At 66.8% G+C, this 25257-nt stretch carries 22 protein-coding genes and 1 pseudogene; 20 read left to right on the top strand and 3 right to left on the bottom strand.

Features of this window, described 5'->3' with window-relative positions; all coding sequences use genetic code 11:
* Window positions 1-2 precede the first annotated feature (2 nt).
* The gene (locus tag ACZYRS_RS29075) at window positions 3-887 is read right to left on the bottom strand and encodes a LysR family transcriptional regulator (protein ID WP_463421982.1); all 885 of its coding nucleotides are present in this window, start codon (window positions 885-887) and stop codon (window positions 3-5) included.
* Window positions 888-1005: 118 nt separating this feature from the next.
* On the opposite strand from ACZYRS_RS29075, the gene ACZYRS_RS29070 reads away from it, so the two are divergent.
* From ACZYRS_RS29070 to ACZYRS_RS29015, 12 genes are all read left to right on the top strand, one after another.
* Window positions 1006-1764 (top strand): SDR family oxidoreductase, encoded by a 759-nt coding sequence (locus tag ACZYRS_RS29070; RefSeq protein ID WP_463421981.1) that lies wholly within the window; start codon window positions 1006-1008, stop codon window positions 1762-1764.
* A 126-nt stretch (window positions 1765-1890) separates the two neighbouring features.
* Window positions 1891-2583, top strand: a complete 693-nt coding sequence (locus tag ACZYRS_RS29065; RefSeq protein WP_463421980.1) for a TetR/AcrR family transcriptional regulator — start codon at window positions 1891-1893, stop codon at window positions 2581-2583.
* A 79-nt stretch (window positions 2584-2662) separates the two neighbouring features.
* Window positions 2663-4459: an acyl-CoA dehydrogenase C-terminal domain-containing protein gene (locus ACZYRS_RS29060; RefSeq protein ID WP_463421979.1), complete on the top strand. Its 1797-nt coding sequence runs from the start codon at window positions 2663-2665 to the stop codon at window positions 4457-4459.
* A gap of 45 nt (window positions 4460-4504) precedes the next feature.
* The gene (locus ACZYRS_RS29055; protein WP_463421978.1) at window positions 4505-4939 is read left to right on the top strand and encodes a DUF2147 domain-containing protein; all 435 of its coding nucleotides are present in this window, start codon (window positions 4505-4507) and stop codon (window positions 4937-4939) included.
* A gap of 102 nt (window positions 4940-5041) precedes the next feature.
* Window positions 5042-7471 carry a 3-hydroxyacyl-CoA dehydrogenase/enoyl-CoA hydratase family protein gene (locus ACZYRS_RS29050; protein WP_463421977.1) on the top strand — a complete coding sequence of 810 codons (2430 nt, stop codon included), beginning with the start codon at window positions 5042-5044 and terminating at the stop codon, window positions 7469-7471.
* Window positions 7472-7482: 11 nt separating this feature from the next.
* Window positions 7483-8685, top strand: coding sequence for an acetyl-CoA C-acyltransferase (locus ACZYRS_RS29045; RefSeq protein WP_463421976.1), 1203 nt, complete (start codon window positions 7483-7485; stop codon window positions 8683-8685).
* A gap of 157 nt (window positions 8686-8842) precedes the next feature.
* Window positions 8843-9769, top strand: coding sequence for an alpha/beta hydrolase family protein (locus tag ACZYRS_RS29040; RefSeq protein WP_463421975.1), 927 nt, complete (start codon window positions 8843-8845; stop codon window positions 9767-9769).
* Between the two features lie 31 nt (window positions 9770-9800).
* Window positions 9801-10637: an acyl-CoA thioesterase gene (locus ACZYRS_RS29035; protein WP_463421974.1), complete on the top strand. Its 837-nt coding sequence runs from the start codon at window positions 9801-9803 to the stop codon at window positions 10635-10637.
* A gap of 4 nt (window positions 10638-10641) precedes the next feature.
* Entirely contained in the window at window positions 10642-11388 is a 747-nt protein-coding gene (locus ACZYRS_RS29030) for an SDR family oxidoreductase (RefSeq protein WP_463421973.1), read from the top strand.
* Window positions 11389-11422: 34 nt separating this feature from the next.
* Window positions 11423-12016, top strand: a complete 594-nt coding sequence (locus ACZYRS_RS29025) for a 2-hydroxychromene-2-carboxylate isomerase (RefSeq protein WP_463421972.1) — start codon at window positions 11423-11425, stop codon at window positions 12014-12016.
* Window positions 12017-12059: 43 nt separating this feature from the next.
* Window positions 12060-12824, top strand: coding sequence for an enoyl-CoA hydratase (locus ACZYRS_RS29020; RefSeq protein WP_463421971.1), 765 nt, complete (start codon window positions 12060-12062; stop codon window positions 12822-12824).
* Window positions 12825-12970: 146 nt separating this feature from the next.
* On the top strand, window positions 12971-14128 hold the full coding sequence (locus ACZYRS_RS29015; protein WP_463421970.1) for an ABC transporter substrate-binding protein: 1158 nt from the start codon (window positions 12971-12973) through the stop codon (window positions 14126-14128).
* Window positions 14129-14237: 109 nt separating this feature from the next.
* Here ACZYRS_RS29015 and ACZYRS_RS29010 read toward each other — a convergent pair whose 3' ends face one another.
* Window positions 14238-14663 carry an acyl-CoA thioesterase gene (locus tag ACZYRS_RS29010; RefSeq protein WP_463421969.1) on the bottom strand — a complete coding sequence of 142 codons (426 nt, stop codon included), beginning with the start codon at window positions 14661-14663 and terminating at the stop codon, window positions 14238-14240.
* A gap of 41 nt (window positions 14664-14704) precedes the next feature.
* On the opposite strand from ACZYRS_RS29010, the gene ACZYRS_RS29005 reads away from it, so the two are divergent.
* Together ACZYRS_RS29005 and ACZYRS_RS29000 are read left to right on the top strand one after the other, a co-directional pair.
* The gene (locus tag ACZYRS_RS29005) at window positions 14705-16546 is read left to right on the top strand and encodes an ABCB family ABC transporter ATP-binding protein/permease (protein WP_463421968.1); all 1842 of its coding nucleotides are present in this window, start codon (window positions 14705-14707) and stop codon (window positions 16544-16546) included.
* A gap of 43 nt (window positions 16547-16589) precedes the next feature.
* Window positions 16590-17528 carry a 2-hydroxyacid dehydrogenase gene (locus ACZYRS_RS29000; protein WP_463421967.1) on the top strand — a complete coding sequence of 313 codons (939 nt, stop codon included), beginning with the start codon at window positions 16590-16592 and terminating at the stop codon, window positions 17526-17528.
* A 123-nt stretch (window positions 17529-17651) separates the two neighbouring features.
* Here ACZYRS_RS29000 and ACZYRS_RS28995 read toward each other — a convergent pair whose 3' ends face one another.
* Window positions 17652-19094, bottom strand: a complete 1443-nt coding sequence (locus ACZYRS_RS28995) for an amidase (RefSeq protein ID WP_463421966.1) — start codon at window positions 19092-19094, stop codon at window positions 17652-17654.
* A gap of 61 nt (window positions 19095-19155) precedes the next feature.
* On the opposite strand from ACZYRS_RS28995, the gene ACZYRS_RS28990 reads away from it, so the two are divergent.
* The 6 genes and pseudogenes from ACZYRS_RS28990 (at window position 19156) to ACZYRS_RS28965 (ending at window position 25140) form a co-directional block, all read left to right on the top strand.
* On the top strand, window positions 19156-20148 hold the full coding sequence (locus ACZYRS_RS28990; RefSeq protein ID WP_198786297.1) for a LysR substrate-binding domain-containing protein: 993 nt from the start codon (window positions 19156-19158) through the stop codon (window positions 20146-20148).
* Between the two features lie 172 nt (window positions 20149-20320).
* Complete coding sequence (locus ACZYRS_RS28985; protein ID WP_463421965.1) at window positions 20321-21775, top strand: aspartate ammonia-lyase; 1455 nt, start codon at window positions 20321-20323, stop codon at window positions 21773-21775.
* A 179-nt stretch (window positions 21776-21954) separates the two neighbouring features.
* Window positions 21955-22854, top strand: coding sequence for an amino acid ABC transporter substrate-binding protein (locus ACZYRS_RS28980; RefSeq protein ID WP_463421964.1), 900 nt, complete (start codon window positions 21955-21957; stop codon window positions 22852-22854).
* Window positions 22855-22945: 91 nt separating this feature from the next.
* Window positions 22946-23676 (top strand): annotated as a pseudogene (locus ACZYRS_RS28975) (amino acid ABC transporter permease).
* Window position 23677: 1 nt separating this feature from the next.
* Window positions 23678-24367: an amino acid ABC transporter permease gene (locus ACZYRS_RS28970; protein WP_198786293.1), complete on the top strand. Its 690-nt coding sequence runs from the start codon at window positions 23678-23680 to the stop codon at window positions 24365-24367.
* 35 nt (window positions 24368-24402) lie between these two features.
* Entirely contained in the window at window positions 24403-25140 is a 738-nt protein-coding gene (locus ACZYRS_RS28965) for an amino acid ABC transporter ATP-binding protein (protein WP_198786436.1), read from the top strand.
* The last annotated feature ends 117 nt before the right edge of the window (window positions 25141-25257 follow it).

Raw genomic sequence — 25257 nt, 5'->3', positions numbered from 1 at the left:
CTTCAGCGCAGCACGCGGATCAGTTCGTCGTACACCAGCCGCACGCGTGCCGGCACGGGCGCGCGCTGCGGGCGGTAGACGCTGATCGGCCAGGGCTCGGGCGCATCGGCCTCCAGCACCTCCACCATCGCGCCCGATTGCAGCCATGGGTCTGCCAGCGGCCCGATGAGCTGGCCGAAGCCGACACCCGCGAGCACCGCGGCGCATTCGGCATCGATGTTGTCCGTCACGAACGCGGGCGACGACACGGTGAAGACGCGCTTCTTGCTGAACGCCCAGGGCCAGGGACGGCCCGAGCTGCGATCGATGAGCGCGGTCACCGGCAGCGAGGACAGCGCATCGATGCTGCTCGGCGCGCCGACCCGGTCGATGAGCGCCGGCGAACCCACCACGCGCAGCGGCATCTTGCCCACGCCGCGCGCGACGAAACGCGCATCGCGCATCGGCCCGACGCGCACGCCGACGTCGATCTGCTGGTCGACCACGTCGGCATGCTGCTCCGACAGCCGCAGATCTAGCACGAGACCCGGGTGACTCGCCAGCAGCGGCGCGAGCGCCTGCGGAATGAGCCGGCCGTACATGTGCGGCGCCGTGACCCGCACCGTGCCTGCGTGCTGCGACAGCGTGCGCCGATCGATGCGGTGAAAGAGCTCGTCGACGCCGCCCACCGCGATGCGGGCGCGCTCGGCGAGTTGCCTTCCGAAGTCCGTGAGCTGCACGCCGCGCGTGCTGCGGTGAAACAGCGGCTCGCCCAGCTCTTCTTCGAGTTCGCGCACCGCGCGCGTCACCACCTGCGGTGACACGGAAAGCCGCACGGCCGCCTCGCGGAAGTTGGCGGCATCGGCGGCGGTGAAGAACACGCGGAGAGCCTCGAGGCGGTTGGACATGGAGTGTTTCCTTTGTTCCTGGATGCGGAATTCTGAAGTCGCCAGAGTTTCATTTACTGGAACGCCTGGATTTTCCACACTGCATGCACTTCTTCAACACAACCGAAAGGAATTTCCCATGACATCCGTTCAAGACAACATCAAGGGCAAGGTCGCCATCGTCACCGGCGCGAGCAGCGGCATCGGCGAATCCATGGCGCGCCACCTGGCCGCGCGCGGCGCCAAGGTGGTGCTCGCGGCACGCCGCACTGACCGGCTCGAGAAGGTCGTTGCTGAAATCCGCGAAGCCGGTGGCGAAGCGGTCGCCATCGCCACTGACGTGTCCAAGCGCGCCGACCTGGAAAAGCTCGCCGCCGCGACCGTCGAAGCCTTCGGCCGCATCGACGTGCTGGTCAACAACGCGGGCGTGATGCCGCTGTCGCCCATCGAGAAGCTCAAGGTGGACGAGTGGGACCGCACCATCGACGTCAACATCAAGGGGGTGCTCTACGGCATCGCCGCAGTGCTGCCGCGCATGCAGGCGCAGGGCAGCGGGCACATCCTGAACGTCGCGTCGATCGCCGGCATCAAGGTGTTCACGCCGATCGGCACGGTCTACAGCGCCACCAAGCATGCGGTGCGCGCCATCTCCGAAGGCCTGCGCGTGGAGATGGGCAACAGCGGCGTGCGGGTGACGGTCGTGTCTCCGGGCGCGGTCGAGTCGGAACTGAAGTTCGGCAGCACCGACGCCGATGCCGCGGCCGGCGTGAAGGCGTTCTACGACGCCAACCAGATTCCGGCCGATGCGATCGCCCGTGCGGTGGTCTACGCCGTGGAGCAGCCGGCGAACGTGGACATCAACGAAGTGGTCGTGCGGCCCGTGTCGCAGGACTTCTGATCGGGGCGGGGCCAGCACAGCCCCGCTTCGCATCATTTAACCTTCAGGAATAGAAGGTCATTTGCGGCCAAAAGTGCAAAGCTCCCGCAAAATAGAACGACCGTTCGTTTTATTCGGAGCTCCACGATGTCTGTCAATGCCGTTCCCGCCAAGCCGGCCCGCGCCGCCCAGAAAGGCCAGCAGACCAAGGCCGTGATCGTCGACGCCGCGCTGGCGCTGGCCGCGCAGATCGGGCTCGAAGGCCTGTCGATCGGCGCCGTGGCCGAGATCACCAAGATGAGCAAGTCGGGCGTCTTCGCCCACTTCGGCTCGCGCGAGGAACTGCAGATTTCCGTGGTGCGCGAGTATCACGCACGTTTCGAGCAGGAAGTGTTCTTTCCTGCGCTCTCGGCGCCGCGCGGCCTCCCGCGCCTTCGCGCCATGTTTGCCAACTGGATGAAGCGCACCTCGACCGAAATCGACTCGGGCTGCATCTACATCAGCGGCGCCTCCGAATTCGACGATCGCCCCGGCCCCGTGCGCGATGCGCTGGTCGAGTCGGTCAGCATCTGGCAGGCCGCCGTGCTGCGCGCCATCGTGCAGTCGCAGACCGAAGGCCACCTGCGCGCCGACGCCGACGAGCGCCAGGTCGCGTTCGAGATCCACGGCCTCATCCTCGCGCTGCACTACGAAGCGCGCTTCCTGCAGGTGCCCGGCTCCATCGGCCGCGCGACCGTCGGCTTCAACAACATCCTCGCGCGCAGCGCCACGCCGGAGGCGCCCGCTGACGAGAACGCTGCGCCCGCACCGGCCGGCCGGCGCCTGAAGCCCGTGCGCTGAGCGCGCGGCACTGTTTTCGTTTTTTCGATTCCCCCCTTTTTTCTTTCTTTCTATCTAGCTTCGACCAGGAGAGTCCCGGATGCCTACCTACAACCCACCCGTGCGTGACATGCAGTTCGTGCTGCACGAAGTGCTCCACGTCGCAGACGAACTCAAGGCCCTGCCGGCCCACGCCGAAACCGACGCCGACACCATCAACGCGGTGATCGAGGAGGCCGGCAAGTTCGCCGCCGAAGTGACCTTCCCGCTGAACATCAGCGGCGACGAAGAGGGCTGCGTGCTCGACAAGACCACGCACGAAGTCAAGACGCCCAAGGGCTTCAAGGACGCCTACGCCAAGTACGTCGAAGGCGGCTGGCCGGCGCTCTCGTGCGACCCGGCCTTCGGCGGCCAGGGCCTGCCGTTCGTGGTGAACCAGTGCCTCTTCGAAATGCTCAACAGCGCCAACCAGGCCTGGACCATGTACCCGGGCCTCTCGCACGGCGCGTACGAAGCGCTCGTGGCGCACGGCACCGACGATCAGAAGAAGACCTACCTGCCCAAGCTCACGAGCGGCGAATGGACCGGCACCATGTGCCTGACCGAGCCGCACTGCGGCACCGACCTGGGGCTCCTGCGCACCAAGGCCGAACCGCAGCCCGACGGCACCTACCGCATCACCGGCAGCAAGATCTTCATCTCGGCCGGCGAGCACGACATGACGGACAACATCATTCACCTGGTGCTGGCCCGCCTGCCGGACGCGCCCAAGGGCAGCAAGGGCATCAGCCTGTTCGTGGTGCCCAAGTTCCACGTCAAGGCCGACGGCTCGCTCGGCGGACGCAACCCGATCTTCTGCGCGGGCCTGGAGCACAAGATGGGCATCCACGGCAACGCCACCGCGCAGATCGTGATCGAAGGCGCCACCGGCACGCTGGTGGGCGAGCCCAACAAGGGCCTGGCCGCGATGTTCGTGATGATGAACGCCGCGCGCCTGGGCGTGGGCAACCAGTCGCTCGGCCTGACCGAAGTGGCATACCAGAATGCATTGGCCTACGCGAAGGACCGCATCCAGATGCGCTCGCTCTCGGGCGTGAAGGCCAAGGACAAGGAAGCCGATCCGATCATCGTGCACCCCGACGTGCGCAAGATGCTGCTCACGGCCAAGGCGTATGCCGAAGGCGGCCGCGCGCTGCAGATCTTCTGCACGCTGCTGCTGGACAAGGAGCACAACCATCCGGACGAGAAGGTGCGCAAGGACTCGGGCGAACTGGTCGCGCTGCTCACGCCCATCGTCAAGGCCTTCATCACCGACAACGGCCATATCGCGACCAATTCGTGCATGCAGGTGTTCGGCGGCCACGGCTTCATCAAGGAATGGGGCATGGAGCAGTTCGTGCGCGACAACCGCATCAACATGATCTACGAGGGCACCAACACGATCCAGTCGCTGGACCTGCTGGGCCGCAAGGTGCTGGGCAACAACGGCGCCTCGCTCAAGAAGTTCGGCAAGCTCGTGGCCAGGCTGGTGGAAGAAGAAGGCGTGAACGAGAAGATGGCCGAGTTCATCAACCCGATCGCGATGCTGGGCGACCAGCTGACCAAGTTCACGACCGAGATCGGCTTCAAGGGCTTCCAGAACCCCGACGAAGTGGGCGCCGCCGCGGTGGACTACCTGCGCGTGGCCGGCCACTTCGTGTTCGGCTACCTCTTCGCCCGCATGGCGCAAGTGGCGCTGCGCGAGATCGCCGCCGGCAACACCGACCCGTTCTACGTCGCCAAGCTGCAGACCGCGCGCTTCTACTTCGCCAAGCTCTTCCCGGAGACCGCGACGCTGATGCGCACCGCGCGCGCCGGCAGCAAGGTGCTGATGGACACCGACGCAGCGCTGGCCTGAAAAGAACCGACTGTCTTTCTTCTTCGTTCTCACCGGGAGCCGCTCATGAAATCGACGCTTGCAGCCATCGTCCTCGCCGCCACTTCTTTCACGGCCATGGCCCAGACCACCCCGGTGGGCCTGTGGCGCAACGCCGACGACAAGACCGGCGAGGTCAAGGCCGAGATCCGCATCGCCGAGACCAACGGTGCGCTCACCGGCCGCATCGAGAAGTCGCTGAAGAAAGACACCAAGCCCGACGCGACCTGCGACGAGTGCGCCGATGACCGCAAGGGCAAGCCCATCACGGGCCTGGAGATCATCCGCGGCGGCAAGAAGGCCGAGGGCAAGGACGTCTGGGAAGGCGGCAAGATCCTCGACCCCGAGAACGGCAAGGAATACCGCGCGAGCTTCACGCCGATCGACGGCGGCAAGAAGCTCGAAGTGCGCGGCTATTTGGGGCCTTTCTGGCGCACCCAAACCTGGACCCGCGCACAGTAACCACAACCCGTTCGCCCTGAGCTTGTCGAAGGGCCGGGCAGAGCGTGAAAGGCTTCGACAGGCTCAGCCCGAACGGTCGGCTGTTAGACAACGAGTAACTCAATGACAAATCCCCGATTTCAAGTGAAGAAGGTCGCCGTGCTCGGCGCCGGCGTGATGGGCGCGCAGATTGCGGCCCACCTCGTCAACGTGCGCGTGCCCGTCGTGCTGTTCGACCTGGCCGCCAAAGACGCGACCGGCGCTGTCGCGCAAGGTGCAGCGAAGAACGGCATCGTCACGCGCGCCATCGACAACCTCAAGAAGCTCAAGCCCGCGCCGCTCGGCGACGTGGCCGATGCGGGCCTGATCGAGCAGGCCAACTACGACGACGACCTCGCCAAGCTCGGCGAGTGCGATCTCATCATCGAAGCGATTGCCGAGCGCATGGACTGGAAGCTCGATCTCTACAAGAAGATCGCGCCGCACGTGGCCAAGCATTCGATCCTGGCCTCCAACACCTCGGGCCTGTCGATCACCAAGCTGAGCGAAGCATTGCCCGAAGCGTTGAAGCCGCGCTTTTGCGGCATCCACTTCTTCAATCCGCCGCGCTACATGTTCCTGGTGGAGCTGATCAATACGCCCACCACGCAGCCTCAGGTGCTCGATGACCTGGAGGCCTTCGTCACCAGCACGCTCGGCAAGGGCGTGGTGCGCGCGCACGACACGCCCAACTTCATCGCCAACCGCGTCGGCATCGCCGGCATGCTGGCCACGCTGAAGGAAGTGGAGAAGTTCGGCCTGACGCCCGACGTGGTGGACGACCTCACCGGCAAGAAGCTGGGCCGCGCGAGCTCGGGCACCTTCCGCACCGCCGACGTGGTGGGCCTGGACACGATGGCCCACGTCGTGAAGACGCTGCAGGACAACCTGAACGCCGAGAGCGATCCGTTCTACGCGAACTTCTCGACGCCGCCGGTGCTCGCCAAGCTGCTCGAGCTGGGCAACCTGGGCCAGAAGACGAAGGCCGGTTTCTTCAAGAAGGTCGGCCGCGACATCCTGCGCTTCGACCTGGAGAGCGGCGAGTACGTGCCCGCCGGCGCGAAGGCCGACGAGGTGTACGGCCGCATGCTCAAGAAGCCCGCGGGCGAGCGCCTGAAGCTGCTGCGCGAGAGCGAAGGGCCGCAGGGCCAGTTCCTCTGGGCGATCCTGCGCGACGGTTTCCACTACGCCGCGGTGCACCTGGCCGACATCGCCGAGAGTGCGCGCGACATCGACTTCGCGATGCGCTGGGGCTTCGGCATGAAGCAAGGGCCGTTCGAGCTCTGGCAGGAAGCAGGATGGGCGCAGGTCGCCCAGTGGGTGCAGGAAGACATCGACGCAGGCAAGGCACTGAGCACCGTGCCGCTGCCCAAGTGGGTGTTCGAAGGCGCCGTGGCCAAGGCCGGTGGCGTGCACACGCCCGAAGGCTCGTGGAGCGCCTCGCAGGGCCAGTTCGTGCCGCAGCGCAAGCTCCCGGTGCACGACCGCCAGCTGTTCCCCGAGAGCGTGCTCGGCGCGAACGCGCCCGATGCCAACACCGCCGGCACCACGATCAGCGACGAAGGCGATGTGCGCGTGTGGACGCTCGATGGCGATGTGCTCATCGCGAGCATCCATTCGAAGATGCACGCCATCAGCCCCGACGTGGCCGAGGCGCTGGGCGCCGCGGTCGAGCTGGCGGAGGCCGAATACAAGGGCCTGGTGATCTGGTCGCCCGACGAGATGTTCTCGGTCGGCGCCGACCTGCAGGCGATGCTGCCGGCCTTCGTGGTCGCGGGCATCGGCGCGGTCGAGGGCGCGGAAGAAGAGCTGCAGAACGTGATGCTCAAGATCCGCTACGCCAGCGTGCCGGTCGTCTCGGCCGTGCGCGGCATGGCGCTGGGCGGCGGTTGCGAGCTGGCCGTGTATTCGGCCAAGCGCGTGGCCGCGATGGAAAGCTACATCGGCCTGGTCGAAGTGGGCGTGGGCCTGATCCCCGGAGCGGGCGGGCTGACGTACATCGCACGCCGCGCGGCCGAGAACGCATCGGCCTCCACGGGCACCGACCTGCTGCCTTTCCTCACTGAAGGCTTCACCGCCGCGGCGATGGCCAAGGTCGGCACCGGCGCGCTCGATTCGAAGAAGCTGGGCTACCTGCTCGAGAGCGACGTGATCGTGCCGAACAAGGACGAGCTGCTCTACGTCGCGCTGCAGCAGGCCAGGGCCATGGCCGACGCCGGCTACCGCGCACCGCTGCGCCGCACCTTCCGCGTGGCCGGCCGCAGCGGCGCCGCGACGATCAAGGGCCAGCTGGTGAACATGCGCGACGGCGGCTTCATCAGCGCGCACGACTTCCACATCGCCAGCCTGATCGCGAACGTGGTCACCGGCGGCGACGTGGACGCGGGCTCGCTCGTGACCGAGGAATACCTGATGACGCTGGAGCGCAAGGCGTTCTGCTCGCTCATCGTGCACCCCAAGACGCAGGAACGCATCATGGGCATGCTCAGCACCGGCAAGCCCGTGCGCAACTAAGGACAGATTTCATGAGCAGCAAGCAAGTACAAGACGCCTACATCGTCTCCGCCACCCGCACGCCCATCGGCAAATCGCACCGCGGGTACTTTCGCAACTACCGTCCCGACGACCTGCTCGCGACCACGCTGAAGGCGGCGCTGGCCGCCGTGCCGGGGCTCGATCCGAAGGCCATCGAAGACATCATCTGCGGCTGCGCGATTCCCGAATCGCAGCAGGGCCTGAACGTCGCGCGCATCGGCGCGGTGCTCGCGGGCCTGCCCACCAGCATCGGCGGCATCACCGTCAACCGCTTCTGCGCCTCGGGCCTGTCGGCCGTGCAGATGGCGGCGGACCGCATTCGCGTGGGCGAGGCCGACGTGATGATCGCGGCCGGCGTCGAGAGCATGAGCATGGTGCCGATGATGGGCAACTCGCCGTCGCTGTCGCCTTCGATCTTCGAGCGCGAAGGCGACGTGGGCATCGCCTACGGCATGGGCCTCACGGCCGAGAAGGTCGCGCAGCAGTGGAAGGTGAGCCGCCAGGCGCAAGACGAATTCGCGCTCGCCTCGCACCGGAAGGCACTGGCCGCGCAGAAGGCCGGCAAGTTCGCCGACGAGATCACGCCCATCGAAGTGACCGACCGCTCGCCCGACCTGGAAACCGGCGAATCGATCGCCAAGACCCGCACCGTGAGCCTGGACGAAGGCGCGCGCCCCGACACCAGCCTCGAAGGCCTGGCCAAGCTGCGCACCGTGTTCGCCGCACGTGGCACGGTGACGGCCGGCAACAGCTCGCAGACCTCCGACGGCGCCGGCGCGCTGATCCTGGCGAGCGAGAAGGCGGTCAAGCAGTACGGCCTCACGCCGCTCGCGCGCTTCGTGAGCTTCGCGAGCAAGGGCGTGCCCCCGCACATCATGGGCATCGGCCCGATCGAGGCGATTCCGGCCGCGCTGCGCTATGCGGGCCTGAAGCACGAGGACATCGACTGGTTCGAGCTCAACGAAGCCTTCGCCGCGCAATCGCTCGCGGTGATCAACACGCTGGGGCTCGATCCGTCCAAGGTCAACCCGATGGGCGGCGCGATCGCGCTGGGCCATCCGCTCGGCGCGACCGGCGCGATCCGCGCGGCGACCGTGGTGCATGCGCTGCGCCGCGAGAACCTGAAGTACGGCATGGTCACGATGTGCGTGGGCATGGGCCAGGGCGCCGCAGGCATCTTCGAGCGGGTCTAGCGGCTACTGCGCGGGCGATCTGCGGCGTTGCGGGACCCGTCGGGAAATTCTCACGGCCTTCGGGTCGCTCCGGTTTCCCGCCACCCGCGCCTTGCATCTCATTCCCGCTCGCTGCGCCGCGGGGCGGTGGTCGATCAACGAAGAAAGAGGCAAACGCATGCAAGCGCAACAACTCCCGGTCGATGGCGGCGCGCAGCAACTCGCGGTGCGCCGCTACGAGCCCGCCGGCGCACCGCGCGCCAGCATCGTGATCGGCGGCGCGATGGGCGTGCGCCAGTCGTTCTACGAACCCTTCGCGCAGTGGCTCGCCCAGCAGGGCCTGCGCGTCTGGACCTTCGATTACCGGGGCTCGGGCGATTCGCGCGGCGGTGCGCCGCTGCGCGGCTTCAAAGCCGACCTCTTCGACTGGGCGCGCGACTACGAAGCGGTGATCGACACCGCCAAGGCCGCGCTGCCCGCTGAACCGCTCTACCTGCTGGGCCACAGCCTCGGCGCGCAACTGCCGGGCTTCCTGCAGCGTCCCGAGCAGGTCGCGGGCCTCGTGAGCATCGCGGCCGGCAGCGGCTACTGGCGCGAGAACGCGCCGAAGCTGCGGCGCAGCATCCTCTACTTCTGGTTCGTGCTGGTGCCGCTGGTCACGCGGTTGTGCGGCTACTTCCCGGGCCGCAAGTTGAAGAAGGTGGGCGACCTGCCGCGCGGCGTGATCCTGCAATGGCGGCGCTGGTGCCTGAACCCGCGCTACAGCCTGGGCGCCGAAGGCGACATGGCCGCGCGCAGCTACGGGCGCGTGCGCTTCCCGGTGCTCGCGCTGTCGATCACCGACGACGAACTCATGACGCTCGCGGGCACCGAGAGCCTGCTGAGCTTCTACGCGGGCGCGCCGAGCGCGGTCGAGCGCATCGCGCCGGCCGACGTGCAGGCGCGGCGCATCGGCCACTTCGGCTTCTTCCGCGAGCAGTTCAGCCAGAGCCTCTGGCCGAGCATGGTGGACAAGCTGCACCGGCTGGCCGCACTTACCGCACCTGTTGCACTTGCCGCGCCTGCCGCGGTGCAGCACGCCAACGTCCCGCACACGACTGCGTGACGCCATCCTCCGGAGGCACACTGCAAGCACCATGAGCAGCACGCAACACCCCTTCGACAAAGCCCTGGCCCTGCAGCACAGCGACATCCGCGCGGGCCACTTCACCGGCAGCACCAGCCCCGACTACTGGAACATGGTCGGACCGTTCGGCGGCACCACGGCGGCCCTCGCGCTGCAGGCGGTGCTGCGGCATCCGGACCTGCTCGGCACGCCGATCGCACTCACCGTCAACTACGCGGCCGCAATCGAGGCCGGCGCGTTCGACATCCAGGCCACGGCCGTGCGCACCAATCGCTCGACGCAGCACTGGACCGTGCAGATCACGCAGGCCGGCGCGAGCGGCGCGCCCAACATGACAACAACCGCCACCGTGGTGACCGCCGCGCGCCGCGACACCTGGGGCGAGAGCGACATGCCGATGCCCGAGGCGCCCGCCCCGGAAACGGTCGATCGCATGAGCATCGGCCCCTCGGGCGTGGCGTGGATCAACCAGTACGAGATGCGTCCGTGCAGCGGCGGCATTCCCGCGAAGTGGGATGGCAGCCTGCAGCACAGCGAGACCCGCATCTGGCTGCGCGATGCGCAACCGCGGCCCCTGGACTTTCCTTCGCTCGCCGCGATGAGCGACATGTTCTATCCGCGCGTGTGGCTGCGCCGCGCCAAGCACGTGCCGGCCGGCACCGTGTCGATCACCACCTACTTCCACGCCGGGCCGCAGCAACTGGCCGAAGTCGGCACGGGCTACCTGCTGGGCCGCGCGGCGGGACAGCAGTTCTTCAACGGATTCTTCGACCAGACGGCGCATCTGTGGAGCGAGAAGGGCGTGCTGCTCGCCACCTCCAACCAGATCGTCTACTACAAGGAATAACACCATGGCGCTCACCAAGGCCGCACTCATCGTCGGCGCGGGCGACGCGACTGGCGGTGCCATCGCCCGCCGTTTCGCGCGCGAAGGCTACGCCGCCTGCGTCACGCGGCGCAGCCTCGACAAGCTGCAACCGCTGGTCGCGCAGATCGAGGCCGATGGCGGCCGCGCCCATGCGTTCGCTTGCGATGCGCGAAAAGAGGAAGAGGTCGTCGCGCTCATCGAGGAGATCGAATCCACGGTCGGCCCGATCGAGGTGATGGTGTTCAACATCGGCGCCAACGTGCCCGAGAGCATCCTCACGGAGACCGCGCGCAAGTACTTCAAGGTGTGGGAGATGGCGTGCTTTTCGGGTTTTCTCAACGGGCGCGAAGTGGCCAAGCGCATGGTGGCGCGCGAGGTGCCCGAGGGCGCGCATCGCGGCACGATCATCTTCACCGGCGCCACCGCATCGCTGCGCGGCGCCGCGAACTTCGGCGCGTTCTCGGGCGCGAAGATGGCTTTGCGCGCGCTGGCCCAATCGATGGCGCGCGAGCTGGGGCCGCAGGGCATTCACGTCGCGCACGTGGTGGTCGACGGTGCCATCGACACCGAGTTCATCCGCAGCAATTTTCCCGAGCGCTATGCGTTGAAGGAGAGCGACGGCATCCTGAATCCGGACCACATCGCCGACAGCTACTGGATGCTGCATTCGCAGCCGCGCGACGCGTGGACGCACGAGCTCGATCTGCGGCCGTGGTCCGAGAAATTCTGAAGAATTCCAAAGACATCGAGATGTGGAGACACCCATGACCAAGACCGTCGAGTTCTATTTCGACTTCGGCAGCCCCGCCGCCTACCTGGCCGCCACGCAGTTGCCGCACGTGTGCGCCGACACCGGCGCCGAGTTGGTGTGGAAGCCCATGCTGCTGGGCGGCGTGTTCCAGGCCACCGGCAACCATTCGCCCGCGGAGATCAAGCCAAAGGGCCCGTACATGAACATCGACCTCAAGCGCTTCGCCAGGCGCTACGGCGTGCCGTTCGTGCACAACCCGCACTTCCCGATCAACACGCTGCTGCTGATGCGCGGCGCGACCGGCCTGCAGATGAAGGAGCCCGAACGCTTCAGCGCGTATGTCGATGCGATCTTCCACGCGATGTGGATCGAGCCGCGGAACCTCAACGACCCGGCGACGGTCGGCGCGGTGCTTCAGAATGCGGGCTTCGACGCTGCGGGCCTGCTCGCATTGGCCGGCGCGCAGGAGACGAAGGACCGCTTGAAGGCCGTCACGCAGGAGGCCGTGGAGCGCGGCGTGTTCGGCGCCCCCACCATGTTCGTTGGCGACCAGATGTTCTGGGGCCAGGACCGCCTGGATTTCGTGCGCGAAGCCCTCGACGCCTGAGCGCATCGCCAGCAGCCACCGTTTTTACCCAAGGACCATTCCCATGAGCGACATCCTCGTGCACACCGAAGCCGGTGTGATGACCATCACCTTCAACCGCGTCGACAAGAAGAACTCGATCACCAGCGCCATGTACGCCGAGCTGGCCGATGCGCTGGCCACGGCCGAGAGCGAAGCGGCCGTGCGCTGCGTGCTGATCCAGGGCGACCCGACGATCTTCAGCGCGGGCAACGACATCGGCGACTTCCTCAACGCGCCGCCCGCCACCCAGGAGTCGCCGGTGTTCCGGTTCCTGCGCGGCATCGCCACCTTTCCCAAGCCCATCGTCGCGGCCGTCTGCGGCCCGGCCGTGGGCATCGGCACCACGATGCTGTTCCATTGCGACCTGGTCTATGCGGGCGACAACGCGGCGTTCTCGATGCCTTTCGTGAACCTGGGCCTGTGCCCCGAGGCGGCGTCGAGCCTCTTGGTGCCGCAGATGCTCGGCTACCACCGCGCGGCCGAGGCGCTGCTGCTGGGCGAGCCCTTCATGGCCGAGGCCGCGCTCGAAGTGGGCCTGGTCAACCGCGTCGTCCCTCCGACCGAAGCCAACGGCATCGCGCAAACGCAGGCCCGCAAGCTCGCGGCCAAGCCGCTGAGCGCGCTGGTCGAGACCAAGCGCCTGCTGAAGAAGGCGCAACTGCCCGCCGTGCTCGAACGCATGGGCGAAGAGGGTGCGAGCTTCGGCCGCATGCTGCGCGAGCCCGCCGCCAAGGAAGCGTTCGGCGCCTTCATGGAGAAGCGCAAGCCCGATTTCTCCAAGCTCTGAGGGTTCCTCCCGCGTTGGCCCGCGGACAGTGCCCCCTTACACTGTCCGCCGTGCAAGTTTCCGAGACAAGACCGCTTGAAACGCCCGGCCAGTGGGCATGCGATGCTACTGAAAAAGTAGCAGTCGACCCCGCGCGCAGGCGTACTTTGGGCTTGCTTGCGGGCACTTTGGCGGCCCCTTCGGTGGTCCTCGCGCGCATTCGCCCGTTGCGCATCGGCGTCATCGGTTCCTGGTCCGGCCCGTATGCGGGCGGCGGGCGGCAGTTCGATGCGGGCATGTCGGTCTGGCTGGCCGCGCACAACCAGCAGATCGCGGGGCGGCCGGTCGAACTGCTGCGCCGCGACGTGCCGGGCAGCGCGCCCGAGCATGCGCGCCGCCAGGCGCAGGACCTCGTGGAGAACGAGCGCGTCGATCTGCTCGCGGGCCTGGACTTCAGCTCCAACGCCTACGCCGTCGGCACCATCGCCGCGCAGGCGAAGCTGCCGCTGGTGGTGATGAACGCGGCCTCTTCGGGCATCACGGCGCGCTGCCCTTATGCGGTGCGGCTGTCGTTCACCATCGCCCAGGTCACGCTGCCGCTCGCGCGCTGGGCGCTGCAGCAGGGCCTGCGCGACGTGTGCACCGTGGTGGCCGACTACGCCTCGGGCGTCGATGCCGAAAGCGCCTTCGTCGCGGGCATCACCGCCGGGGGCGGGCAGGTCGGCGCGATGCTGCGGGTGCCGCTCAACACGCTCGATTACTCGGCCTACATGCTGCGGCTGCGCGAGCTGAAGCCCCAGGCGGTGTTCTTCTTCCTGCCCTCGGGGCAGATGCCCGCGACGTTCCTGAAGTTCTGGCGCGACCGCGGCATGGCCGACACCGGCATCCGGCTGCTCGCGACCGGCGACGCCACCGACGACCATTACCTCGAAGGCATCGGCGAGCTGGCCGATGGGCTGGTGACCAGCCACCACTACTCGTTCGACCACGATTCGCCGGCCAATCTCCGCTTTACGGGCGTGTTCGAGACGGAGTACGGCAGCCATCTGCGGCCGGGCTATTTCGCGGTGGCGGCGCACGATGCGCTCGCGGCCATCGATGCGGCGATGAGCTCGCCGTCATTGCGCGGCAACGCGGGTGGAGAGCGGCTGGTCGACGCCTTCCGGGGCCTGAAGTTCGAGAGCCCGCGCGGCCCGATCGAGATCGATGCCCACACCCGCGACATCGTGCAGACCGTCTACATCCGCCGCACCGAGCGGCGCGAGGGGCGCTGGGTCAACCGCGAGTTCGAGCGCTTCGAGCGGGTGCGCGACCCGGGGGTCTGATGGGATGCCGCAGAGCCGTTCGCACTGAGCTTGTCGAAGTGTGGGCGCAAGGCTTCGACAAGCTCAGCCCGAACGGTTTCGGCAAGCTCAGCCCGAACCGTTTGGGTTCTCAGGCGGGCTGTTCGATCACGCGCGGCCGGCCGTTGTCGTCGATCGCCACGTAGGTGAACGTGGCCTGCGTCACCTTGATGTATTCGCCCTGCGCCCGGAAGCGTTCGGCGAACACCTCGACGGTCACCGTGACCGAGGTGCGCCCGATGCGCACCAGCTTCGAATAGAACGAGAGGATGTCGCCCAGGCGCACCGGCTGCTTGAAGATGAACTCGTTGACCGCCACCGTGGCCTGCCGGCCCTTGGCGTAGCGCGCCGGAATCACCGAGCCGGCCAGGTCGCACTGCGCCATGACCCAGCCGCCGAAGATGTCGCCGTTGGCGTTGCAGTCCGCGGGCATCGGAATGACCTTGAGCACCAGCTCCATGTCGGTGGGCAGGCTTTTGAGGGTCGCTGCGACGGCAGCACTGGAAGTATCTGACATGGGCACAATCTGCAACAAACAAGCAACCACGATTGTCCCTCATGCGCCGCAGTGGTGAAGCCATTTCTCCCTCCTCTCCCTCCCTCACCGTCTCCGGCCATCCGCCGGCGAAAAGCGACCGCTCCGACTGGGCGACGCTGCGCCGGCTCTTTCCCTACCTCTGGCAGTACAAGTGGCGCGTGATGGCCGCGCTCGCGTTCATGGTGGGCGCCAAGGTGGCCAACGTGGGCGTGCCGGTGCTGCTGAAGAACCTCGTGGACACGATGACGCCCAAGCCCGACGTGGCGCAGGCACTGCTCATCGTGCCCATCGGCCTCCTGCTGGCCTATGGGCTCCTGCGCTTCTCGACCGCGCTCTTCGGCGAGCTGCGCGAGCTGATCTTCGCCAAGGCCACCGAGGGCACGGCGCGGCAGATCGCGCTGGAGGTGTTCGGCCACCTGCACGCGCTGAGCCTGCGCTTTCACCTGGAGCGCCAGACCGGCGGCATGACGCGCGACATCGAGCGCGGCACGCGCGGCGTGCATTCGCTCATCTCGATGTCGCTCTACAGCATCGTGCCCACCATCATCGAGCTGGTGCTGGTGCTCACCATCCTGGGCGTGAAGTTCGACTCGCTGTTCGTGTGGATCACCGCCGCTGCGCTCGTGCTCTACATCACCTTCACCGTCACGGTGACCGAGTGGCGCACCCAGTTCCGCAAGACCATGAACGAGCTCGACTCGACGGCCCAGAGCCGCGCGGTCGATTCGCTCCTGAACTACGAGACGGTCAAGTACTTCAACAACGAGGAGTTCGAGGCCAAGCGCTACGACGCGAGCCTGGACCGCTACCGCAAGGCCGCCATCAAGAGCCAGCGCACGCTGAGCATGCTCAACACCGGGCAGCAGCTCCTGATTGCCGTGAGCCTGGTGCTGATGCTGTGGCGCGCGACCTCGGGCGTGGTCGAAGGGCGCATGACGCTGGGCGACCTGGTGATGGTCAACGCCTTCATGATCCAGCTCTACATACCGCTCAACTTCCTGGGCGTGATCTACCGCGAGATCAAGCAGAGCCTGACCGACCTGGACAAGATGTTCGTGCTGATGGAGAAGGAGCGCGAGGTGCGCGATGCGCCCACGGCGCAGCCCTTGGCCGGCGCCGATTCCACCATCCGCTTCGAGGATGTGAGCTTCGCCTACGAGCCCGCGCGCCCCATCCTCAAGCACGTGAGCTTCGAGATCCCGGCCGGCAAGACGGTGGCCGTGGTCGGGCCTTCGGGCTCGGGCAAGTCCACGCTGGCGCGGCTGCTCTATCGGTTCTACGACGTGCAGCAAGGCCGCATCACCATCGGCGGCGAAGACATCCGCGAGGTCACGCAGTCGAGCGTGCGGCGCGCCATCGGCATCGTGCCGCAGGACACGGTGCTCTTCAACGACACGGTCGAATACAACATCGCGTACGGGCGCCCCGGCGCAAGCCGCGAAGAGGTGGAAGGCGCCGCGCGGGCCGCGCGCATCCACGACTTCATCTCGGCCACGCCCCTGGGCTACGAAACGACCGTGGGCGAGCGCGGCCTGAAGCTCTCGGGCGGCGAGAAGCAGCGCGTGGCCATTGCGCGCACGCTCCTGAAGAACCCGCCGATCGTGATCTTCGACGAGGCCACCTCGGCGCTCGACTCGGCCAACGAGCGCGCCATTCAATCGGAGCTCAAGAGCGCCGCGCAGGACAAGACCACGCTGGTGATCGCGCACCGCCTGTCGACTGTGGTCGACGCGCACGAGATCCTGGTGCTCGAATCCGGCGTGATCGTCGAACGCGGCACGCATGGTGAACTGCTCGCCAAGCAGGGCCGCTACGCCCAGATGTGGGCTTTGCAGAAGAGCGAAGCAGCGCCTTTGCTCTAGCCCGATCATTCAACCCTTTCCCTCTCGATCCAGGAGTTCAGACGTGTCGACCAAGATTCCCCTGCTGGTGCTCAACAGCCTCTCGAGCGCCCACCAGGCCCAGATTGCCGACGTCTACGACGTGACCTACGCCTTCGACCCCGCCGCGCGCGCGGCCGCCATTGCCGAGCGCGGCAAGGCATTCCGCGCGGTGCTGACCATCGGCGTGATCGGCATCACGCCCGAAGAGATTGCGGCCATGCCGGCCGTCGAGCTGATCTGCTGCCTGGGCGCCGGCTACGAAGGCGTGCCGCTCGAGGTGACGCGCGCCCGCGGCATCGTGACCGCCAACGGCGCCGGCACCAACGACGACTGCGTGGCCGACCACGCCTTCGGCTTGCTCATCGGCATCGTGCGCGAGTTCCGCAAGCTCGACCGGTTGTGCCGCGAAGGCGTGTGGCGCGAGGCCATTCCGCAGCCGGCCAACGTGTCGGGCAAGAAGCTGGGCATCCTGGGCCTGGGCACCATCGGCCAGAAGATCGCCAAGCGCGCGGCGGCGTTCGACATGGAGATCGGCTATCACAACAGGAAGCCGCGCGAGGGCGCCGCGCACCGCTACTTCGACGACCTGAAGTCGCTCGCCGCATGGGCCGACTTCCTGGTGCTCGCCGCGCCGGGCGGGCCGGCGACGAAACACCTGGTCAACGCCGAAGTGCTCGATGCGCTCGGGCCGCAGGGCTACCTCGTGAGCATCGGCCGCGGCAGCGTGGTCGACACCGAGGCGCTGGGCGCCGCGTTGCGCGAGCACCGCATCGCGGGCGCGGGTGTGGATGTCTACGAGAGCGAACCCAAGCGCCCCGAGCCGCTCGTCGGCCTGGACAACGTGCTGCTCACGCCGCACATGGCCGGCTGGTCGCCCGAGGCGACGCAGAAGTCGGTGGACCATTTCCTTGCGAATGCCCAAGGGCACTTCGCAGGGCGCGGTGTCTTGACGCCGATCTGAAGGTCTTGCTCCTTCCCCCTCTGGGGGAAGGTCGGGATGGGGGCAGACGGCGCTTGCATGCAGGCAGCGCGCGATCGACGGCCGCTTGCCCCCACCCCAGCCCTCCCCCAGCGGGGGAGGGAGTCAAGCCAAGGCCGAAGGACGGTGCGCGCCCCAGCCGCAGGCCTGGTCGTACGCATGCCCGAGCCGCAGCACGTCCAGGTCCGCATGGATCGGCCCGGCGAGCTGCAGGCCCATGGGCAGGCCGCCTTCACCGAAGCCGGCGCGCACATTCAATGTCGGCAAACCGGCCAGCGTGAACGGCGTGACGATCTCCATCCAGCGGTGGTAGGTGTCGCTCTTCACCCCATCCACCTCGGCCGGCCAGTGCAGTTCGGCATCGAACGGAAAGACCTGCGCGGTCGGCGCGACGACGAAGTCGAAGCGCTCGAAGAGCTTGAGGAACGCGCGGTACACGTTCGAGCGGTAGAGCGAGGCCTGGTACAGCGAGGCCGCGTCCAGGTGCCGGCTCTGCTCGATTTCCCACTGCGCCTCGGGCTTCAATTGCGCGAACAGCTTCGGATCGCTCAGGTACGCGCCGAGCTTGCCGCCCACCAGCAACTGCCGCAGCCGCAGCCACGCGCTCCAGTTGTGCGCGCGCGGCACGTCGAGCGTGCAGGGCTCGACCTCGCAGCCGATGGCGCGGAAGGTGTCGAGCGCTTTCTCGCCGAGTTCGCGGATGCCGTGCGCGAGCGGCAGGTCGGGCCAGATGCTGCCGAGCCAGCCGATGCGAAGGCCCTTGCCGTCGCCTTCGAGCGCGATGTCGTCGGGCGAGGGCAGGGCGTGCGGCGACGAGAGCGGCACGCGCCCGTCGAAGCCCGATTGCACCGCGAGGAGGCGCGCCGTGTCTTCCACCGTGCGCGCCATCGGGCCTTCGCAACCCAGTTGCTGGAAGAACAGCTCCTGCTCCGGGTCGCCGGGCACGCGGCCGCGCGAGGGCCGCATGCCGATCACGTTGTTGAAGGCGGCGGGGTTGCGGAGAGACCCCATCATGTCGCTGCCGTCGGCCACCGGCAGCATGCCCAGGGCCAGCGCCACGGCCGCGCCGCCGCTGCTGCCGCCCGCGATGCGCTCGGGCGCGTAGGCGTTGCGGGTGATGCCGAAGACGGTGTTGTAGGTGTGCGAGCCGAGGCCGAACTCGGGCGTGTTGGTCTTGCCGATGACCAGGGCGCCGGCCGCGCGCATGCGGGCGACGTGGAGGCTGTCGGTGCGCGCGGGCGAGCGCGGCGACAGGGGCGAACCCATCGAGGTCGCAAGGCCCGCGGCGTGGCTCAGGTCCTTCACCGCGAGCGGAAAGCCGTGCATCCAGCCGCGCCGTTCGCCGCGCGCCAGGTCTGCATCGCGCTCGTCCGCTTCGGCCAGCAGCTGCTCGGGCTCGCGCAGCGAGACGATCGCGTTGAAGCGCGGGTTCAGCGCCTCGATGCGGGCGAGCGAGGCCTGCATCAGTTCGCGGCAGGACACGTCGCGGGCCGCAATGCGGCGCGAGAGCGCGGTAGCGCTGAGGGCGAGCAGGTCGTCTGAAGGCATGGCGGATGCGGGAAAAGGAGGGGGCGCCCAGTATGGCGCGGCGCTCGCATAATCGCCGCGTATGGAAACAAAGTGGCTTGAAGACTTCATCAGTTTGGCAGAGACCCGCAGCTTCAGCCGCTCGGCCCAGTTGAGGCACGTGACGCAGCCGGCGTTCTCCCGCCGCATCCAGGCGCTGGAAGGCTGGGCCGGCACCGACCTCGTCGATCGCAGCTCCTACCCCACGCGCCTCACGCCCGCGGGCCAGACGCTCTACAGCCAGGCCATCGAGATGCTGCAGTCGCTGCAGAGCACCCGGGCCATGCTGCGCGGCCACTCGGCCGCCGGGCAGGACGTGATCGAGATCGCCGTGCCGCACACGCTCGCCTTCACCTTCTTCCCCTCGTGGGTGACCAGCCTGCGCGAGCACTTCGGGCCGATCAAGAGCCGGCTCATCGCGCTCAACGTGCACGATGCGGTGCTGCGGCTGGTCGAAGGCAGCTGCGACCTGCTGATCGCCTACCACCACCCCTCGCAGCCGCTGCAGCTGGACAACAACAAGTACGAGATGGTGAGCCTGGGCGAAGAAACCGTCGCCCCCTGGGTCAAGGCCGATGCCGACGGCGCGCCGCGCTTCCGGCTGCCGGGCCGCCCGGGCCAGCCGCTGCCCTACCTGGGCTATGCGCCCGGCGCCTACCTGGGCCGCGTGGTCGACCAGCTGTTGAAGGAATCGGGCACGGCCATCCACCTGGACCGTGTCTACGAGACCGACATGGCCGAGGGCCTGAAGGTGATGGCGCTCGAAGGCCACGGCATCGCCTTCCTGCCGCAGAGCGCGGTGCGCAAGGAGATCAAGGCGCGCAAGCTCGTGAGCGCGCTGCCGCCCGAGATCGACAGCCTGGAGGCGACGATGGAAATTCGCGCCTACCGCGAGCGCCCGAGCGCGCCGGCGCCGGTGAAGACCGGCAACGGCCGCTCCGCCAAGATCGCGGCGGTGTCCGAGGGCATCCAGCCCAAGCGCACGGCCGATGCGCTCTGGTCGTACCTCGTCGGCACCCAGCCTGCGTCCCTTTGATGCGGATTTGTGCGCCGCACAATCTATAAATGTCGCGCATGAGGCACCCCGCTTTCAGCATTGGCGTCATGAGCACGGCGGTACTACAGTCGCGGCAGTTTTTCACCGCTGTCACAGCATCCTTCCGGGCACGCGCCACTCGCGTGCTTTTTTTTAAGCCGAGGAACCCCGTATGAGCTCCAATTTCCGGACCGAACACGACTTCCTCGGCGAGAAGCAGATTCCCGCCGCCGCCTACTGGGGCGTGCACACCGCGCGCGCCGTCGAGAACTTCGCGATCTCCGGCACCCGCATCTCGGCCATGCCCGACCTCATTCGCGCGCTGGCCTTCGTGAAGAAGGCCGCCACCCGCGCCAATGCCGACCTGGGCGCCATCGACCGCGACCGCGCCGCCGCGATCATCCTGGCCTGCGAGGACCTCATCGAAGGCAAGCTGCTCGACGAATTCGTGGTCGACGTGATCCAGGGCGGCGCGGGCACCTCCACCAACATGAACGCCAACGAGGTGATCTGCAACCTCGCGCTCGAAAAGCTCGGCCACGAGAAGGCGCGCTACGACGTGCTGCACCCCAACGACCACGTCAACGCCTCGCAGAGCACCAACGACGTGTACCCGACGGCGGTGCGCCTGGCGCTGTGGTTCGCCATCGGCAAGCTGCTCGAAGCCATGGCCGCGCTGCGCCGCAGCTTCGAAGCCAAGGCGCTCGAGTTCAAGGACATCCTGAAGATCGGCCGCACCCAGCTGCAGGACGCGGTGCCGATGACGCTGGGCCAGGAGTTTTTGACCTACGCGATCATGATCGGCGAGGACGAGGCGCGCCTGGGCGAGGCGCGCGCGCTCATCGAGGAAATCAACCTGGGCGCCACTGCCATCGGCACCGGCATCAACGCGCCGCACGGCTACGCCAACCTCGCCTGCCAGTACCTGGCCGAGCAGACCGGCGTGCCGCTCAAGCAGGCGGCCAACCTCATCGAGGCCACGCAGGACACGGGCGCCTTCGTGCAGCTGTCGGGCGTGCTCAAGCGCGTGGCCACCAAGCTGAGCAAGACCTGCAACGACCTGCGCCTGCTCTCCAGCGGGCCGCAGGCCGGCTTCGGCGAGATTCGCCTCCCCGCGCGGCAGGCGGGCTCCTCGATCATGCCGGGCAAGGTCAACCCGGTGATCCCGGAAGTCATGAACCAGGTGGCCTTCGAGGTGATCGGCAACGACATCACCGTGACCATGGCGTCCGAGGCCGGCCAGCTGCAACTCAACGCCTTCGAGCCGATCATGGGCTGGAGCCTGTTCAAGAGCATCAAGCACCTGGGCAACGCCTGCAACACGCTGCAGCTCAATTGCATCGACGGCATCGAGGCCAACCGCGAATTCCTGGCCAAGCGGGTGCGCGAGTCGGTCACGCTGGTCACGGCGCTCAATCCGCTCATCGGCTACGAGAAGGCCGCGCTCATCGCCAAGACCGCGCTGGCCACCGGCGGCCCCATCGATCTGGTGGCCGAATCGCTCGGGATCATGACGCGCGCCGAGATGGAGGCGCTGCTCGTGCCCGAGAACCTCACGCAGCCGGTGCGCCTGTCGGCCGCGCCGGTTCCGCCCGCCGCCGAGCCTTCGGGCACAAAGGCTGCTTAGTGAAAGTCGGACAATGCCAGGAGGCAGGATCGCACCAGGCTGGCGCTGCAATGCGCGCGGCCGGTGCAACGCACGGCGGGATGCCCCCCGGATGCACCGGGTTGGTCCGGGTATCACGCAAAATATGAATGTCTAGAATTTCGTTGTATCTGTTTCAGTCACCCTCAGGAGTTTTCTGCATGAAAAAACAAGCAATGGCATTGGCAATCGCGGCGCTCGCCACCAGCGGCGCCTTCGCACAGGCCAATGACACCCTGGCCAAGATCAAGGCTTCGGGCACCATCACCGAAGGCGTGCGCGAATCGTCGGGCCTGTCGTACACCTTGGGCAACGGCCAGTACACCGGCTTCCACTACGACGTCTGCGCCAACATCATCAAGGACCTGGAGAAGGCCGCCGGCAAGAAGCTCGAAGTCAAGTACCAGCCGGTCACCTCGCAGAACCGCATCCCCCTCGTGCAGAACGGCACCGTGGACATCGAGTGCGGCTCGACCACCAACAACGCCACCCGCCAGAAGGACGTGGCCTTCGGCGTGACCACCTACGTGGAAGAAACCAAGATCGTCGTGAAGGCGAACTCGGGCATCAACTCGCTGGCCGACCTGAAGGACAAGACGGTCGCCACCACCACCGGCACCACGCCGCTGCAGACCGTGCGCAAGCAAAAGCGCGCCGAGAACCTGACCTTCAAGGAGGTCTACGGCAAGGACCACTCCGACAGCTTCCTGCTGCTGGAAACCGGCCGTGCCGACGCGTTCGTGATGGACGGCTCGATCCTGGCCGCGCTCGCCGCCAAGTCCAAGGCGCCCAAGGACTACAAGATCCTGAACGACGTGCTGGCCGTGGAGCCCATCGGCATCATGATCCGCAAGGACGACCCGGCCTTCAAGAAGGCCGTGGACGACAGCATCAAGGCACAGGCCAAGTCGGGCGAGCTCGCCAAGCTCTACGACAAGTGGTTCCTGAAGCCGATTCCCCCGGCCAACGTCGTGATCAACCTGCCGCTGGGCGAAGCCACCAAGAACGCGTGGGCCAACCCGAACGACAAGCCCGCGGAAGAGTACGTCACCAAGGAATAAGCGCGCGTCGCTGCGTGAATGACGCCCACCTTTCGCGGTGGGCGTTTCTTTTCAAGGGACGGTTTTGTCGACGACGGTGAAGGAGTAAGAAATGGGAAACTGGGATTGGCAGGTGTTCCTGCAGGACCCGGGGGGGACTATCCGACCTACTGGCAGTGGATGCTCTCGGCCTGGGGCTGGACGGTGTCCGTGGCGCTGCTGGCGCTGGTCGTGGCGTTGGTGCTGGGCTCGCTGATCGGCATCATCCGCACGCTGCCCGACAGCCCCTGGCTGGTGCGGTTCGGCAATGCATGGGTGGAGCTGTTTCGCAACATCCCGCTGCTGGTGCAGATCTTCCTCTGGTACCACGTCATTCCGGCGCTGATCCCGGTGATGAAGGGCGTCCCGAGCTTCATCCTGGTGGTGCTGGCGCTGGGCTTCTTCACCTCCGCGCGGATCGCCGAGCAGGTGCGCTCGGGCATCCAGGCGCTGCCCAAGGGCCAGCGCTACGCGGGCATGGCGGTGGGCTTCACCACGGTGCAGTACTACCGCTACGTGATCCTGCCGATGGCCTACCGCATCATCATCCCGCCGCTCACGAGCGAGACGATGAACATCTTCAAGAACTCGTCCGTCGCGTTCGCCGTCTCGGTCACCGAGCTCACCATGTTCGCCATGCAGGCGCAGGAAGAAACCTCGCGCGGCATCGAGGTCTACCTGGCGGTGACGGCGTGCTACGTGGTCTCGGCCCTGGCCATCAACCGGCTCATGGCATTCATCGAGAAGAAGACCCGCGTGCCGGGCTTCATCGTCTCGGCCAGCGCCGGCGGCGGAGGTCACTGACATGATGAATCTCGACCTGTCCTTCTACAACTGGGACGTCATCAGCAACTTCGTCGTCAAGGGCTTCTACTTCAGCATCATGCTGACGGTGGTGGCCACGATCGGCGGCGTGATCTTCGGCACCATCCTCGCGCTCATGCGCCTGTCGGGCAAGAAGTGGCTGGACACGCCGGCCGCCATCTACGTCAACGGCATGCGCAGCATTCCGCTGGTGATGGTGATCCTGTGGTTCTTCCTCCTGGTGCCGGCGTCGTTCTATTCGCTGTTCGGCTCGCTCGGCTCGAACTACCGCTCCGAAATCTCGGCCGTGATCACCTTCGTCGCGTTCGAGGCGGCGTACTTCTCCGAGATCATGCGTGCGGGCATCCAGTCGATTCCGCGCGGCCAGGTGAATGCGGGCCAGGCGGTGGGCATGACCTACGGCCAGAACATGCGCCTGGTGGTGCTGCCGCAGGCGTTCCGCAACATGCTGCCGGTGCTGCTCACGCAGACCATCATCCTGTTCCAGGACACCTCGCTGGTCTACGCCATCGGTGCCTACGACATGCTCAAGGGCTTCGAGACGGCGGGCAAGAATTTCGGCCGCCCGATCGAGGCGTACCTGCTCGCAGCCGTCGTGTACTTCGTCATGTGTTATGCCTTGTCGTGGCTCGTGAAGCGCCTGCACAAGAAGATCGCCATCATTCGCTGAGTGGCTGAACCGGAGAGAAAGAAATGTCCGAAAAAATGATCGAAATCAAGAACGTCTCCAAGTGGTATGGCCCGGTGCAGGTGCTCAACGACTGCTCGGTGAACATCTCCAAGGGCGACGTGGTGGTGGTGTGCGGCCCCTCGGGTTCCGGCAAGTCCACGCTCATCAAGACCGTGAACGCGCTCGAACCCTTCCAGAAGGGCGAGATCACCGTCAACGGCATCCCGCTGCACGACCCCAAGACCAACCTGCCCAAGCTGCGCTCCAAGGTGGGCATGGTGTTCCAGCACTTCGAGCTGTTCCCGCACCTGTCGGTGACCGAGAACCTCACGATCGCGCAGATCAAGGTGCTGGGCCGCACGGCCGACGAGGCCAAGACCCGGGGCCTGAAGATGCTCGACCGCGTGGGCCTCATGGCGCACAAGGACAAGTTCCCCGGCCAGCTCTCGGGCGGCCAGCAGCAGCGCGTGGCGATCGCCCGTGCGCTGTCGATGGACCCGATCGTGATGCTGTTCGACGAACCCACCTCGGCGCTGGACCCCGAGATGGTCGGCGAAGTGCTCGACGTGATGGTGGCCCTCGCCAAGGAAGGCATGACCATGATGGTGGTCACGCACGAAATGGCCTTCGCCCGCAAGGTCGCCAGCCGCGTGATCTTCATCGACGTGGGCGGCAAGATCCTGGAAGACTGCCCGAAGGACGAGTTCTTCAACCACCCCGAGAACCGTCAGCCGCGCACCAAGGATTTCCTGAACAAGATCCTGCAGCACTGATCGATTCGATGCGGCGCAAAGACAAAAGCCACGCTGTTCTGCAGCGTGGCTTTTTTCATGGCGGCGCGCGCAGTCTGGGCATCAGGGCATCAGGGCATCAGGGCATCAGGGCATCAG

The organism is Variovorax sp. AC194 (assembly GCF_979257995.1).
This window is presented reverse-complemented; position numbering and strand designations above follow the sequence as displayed.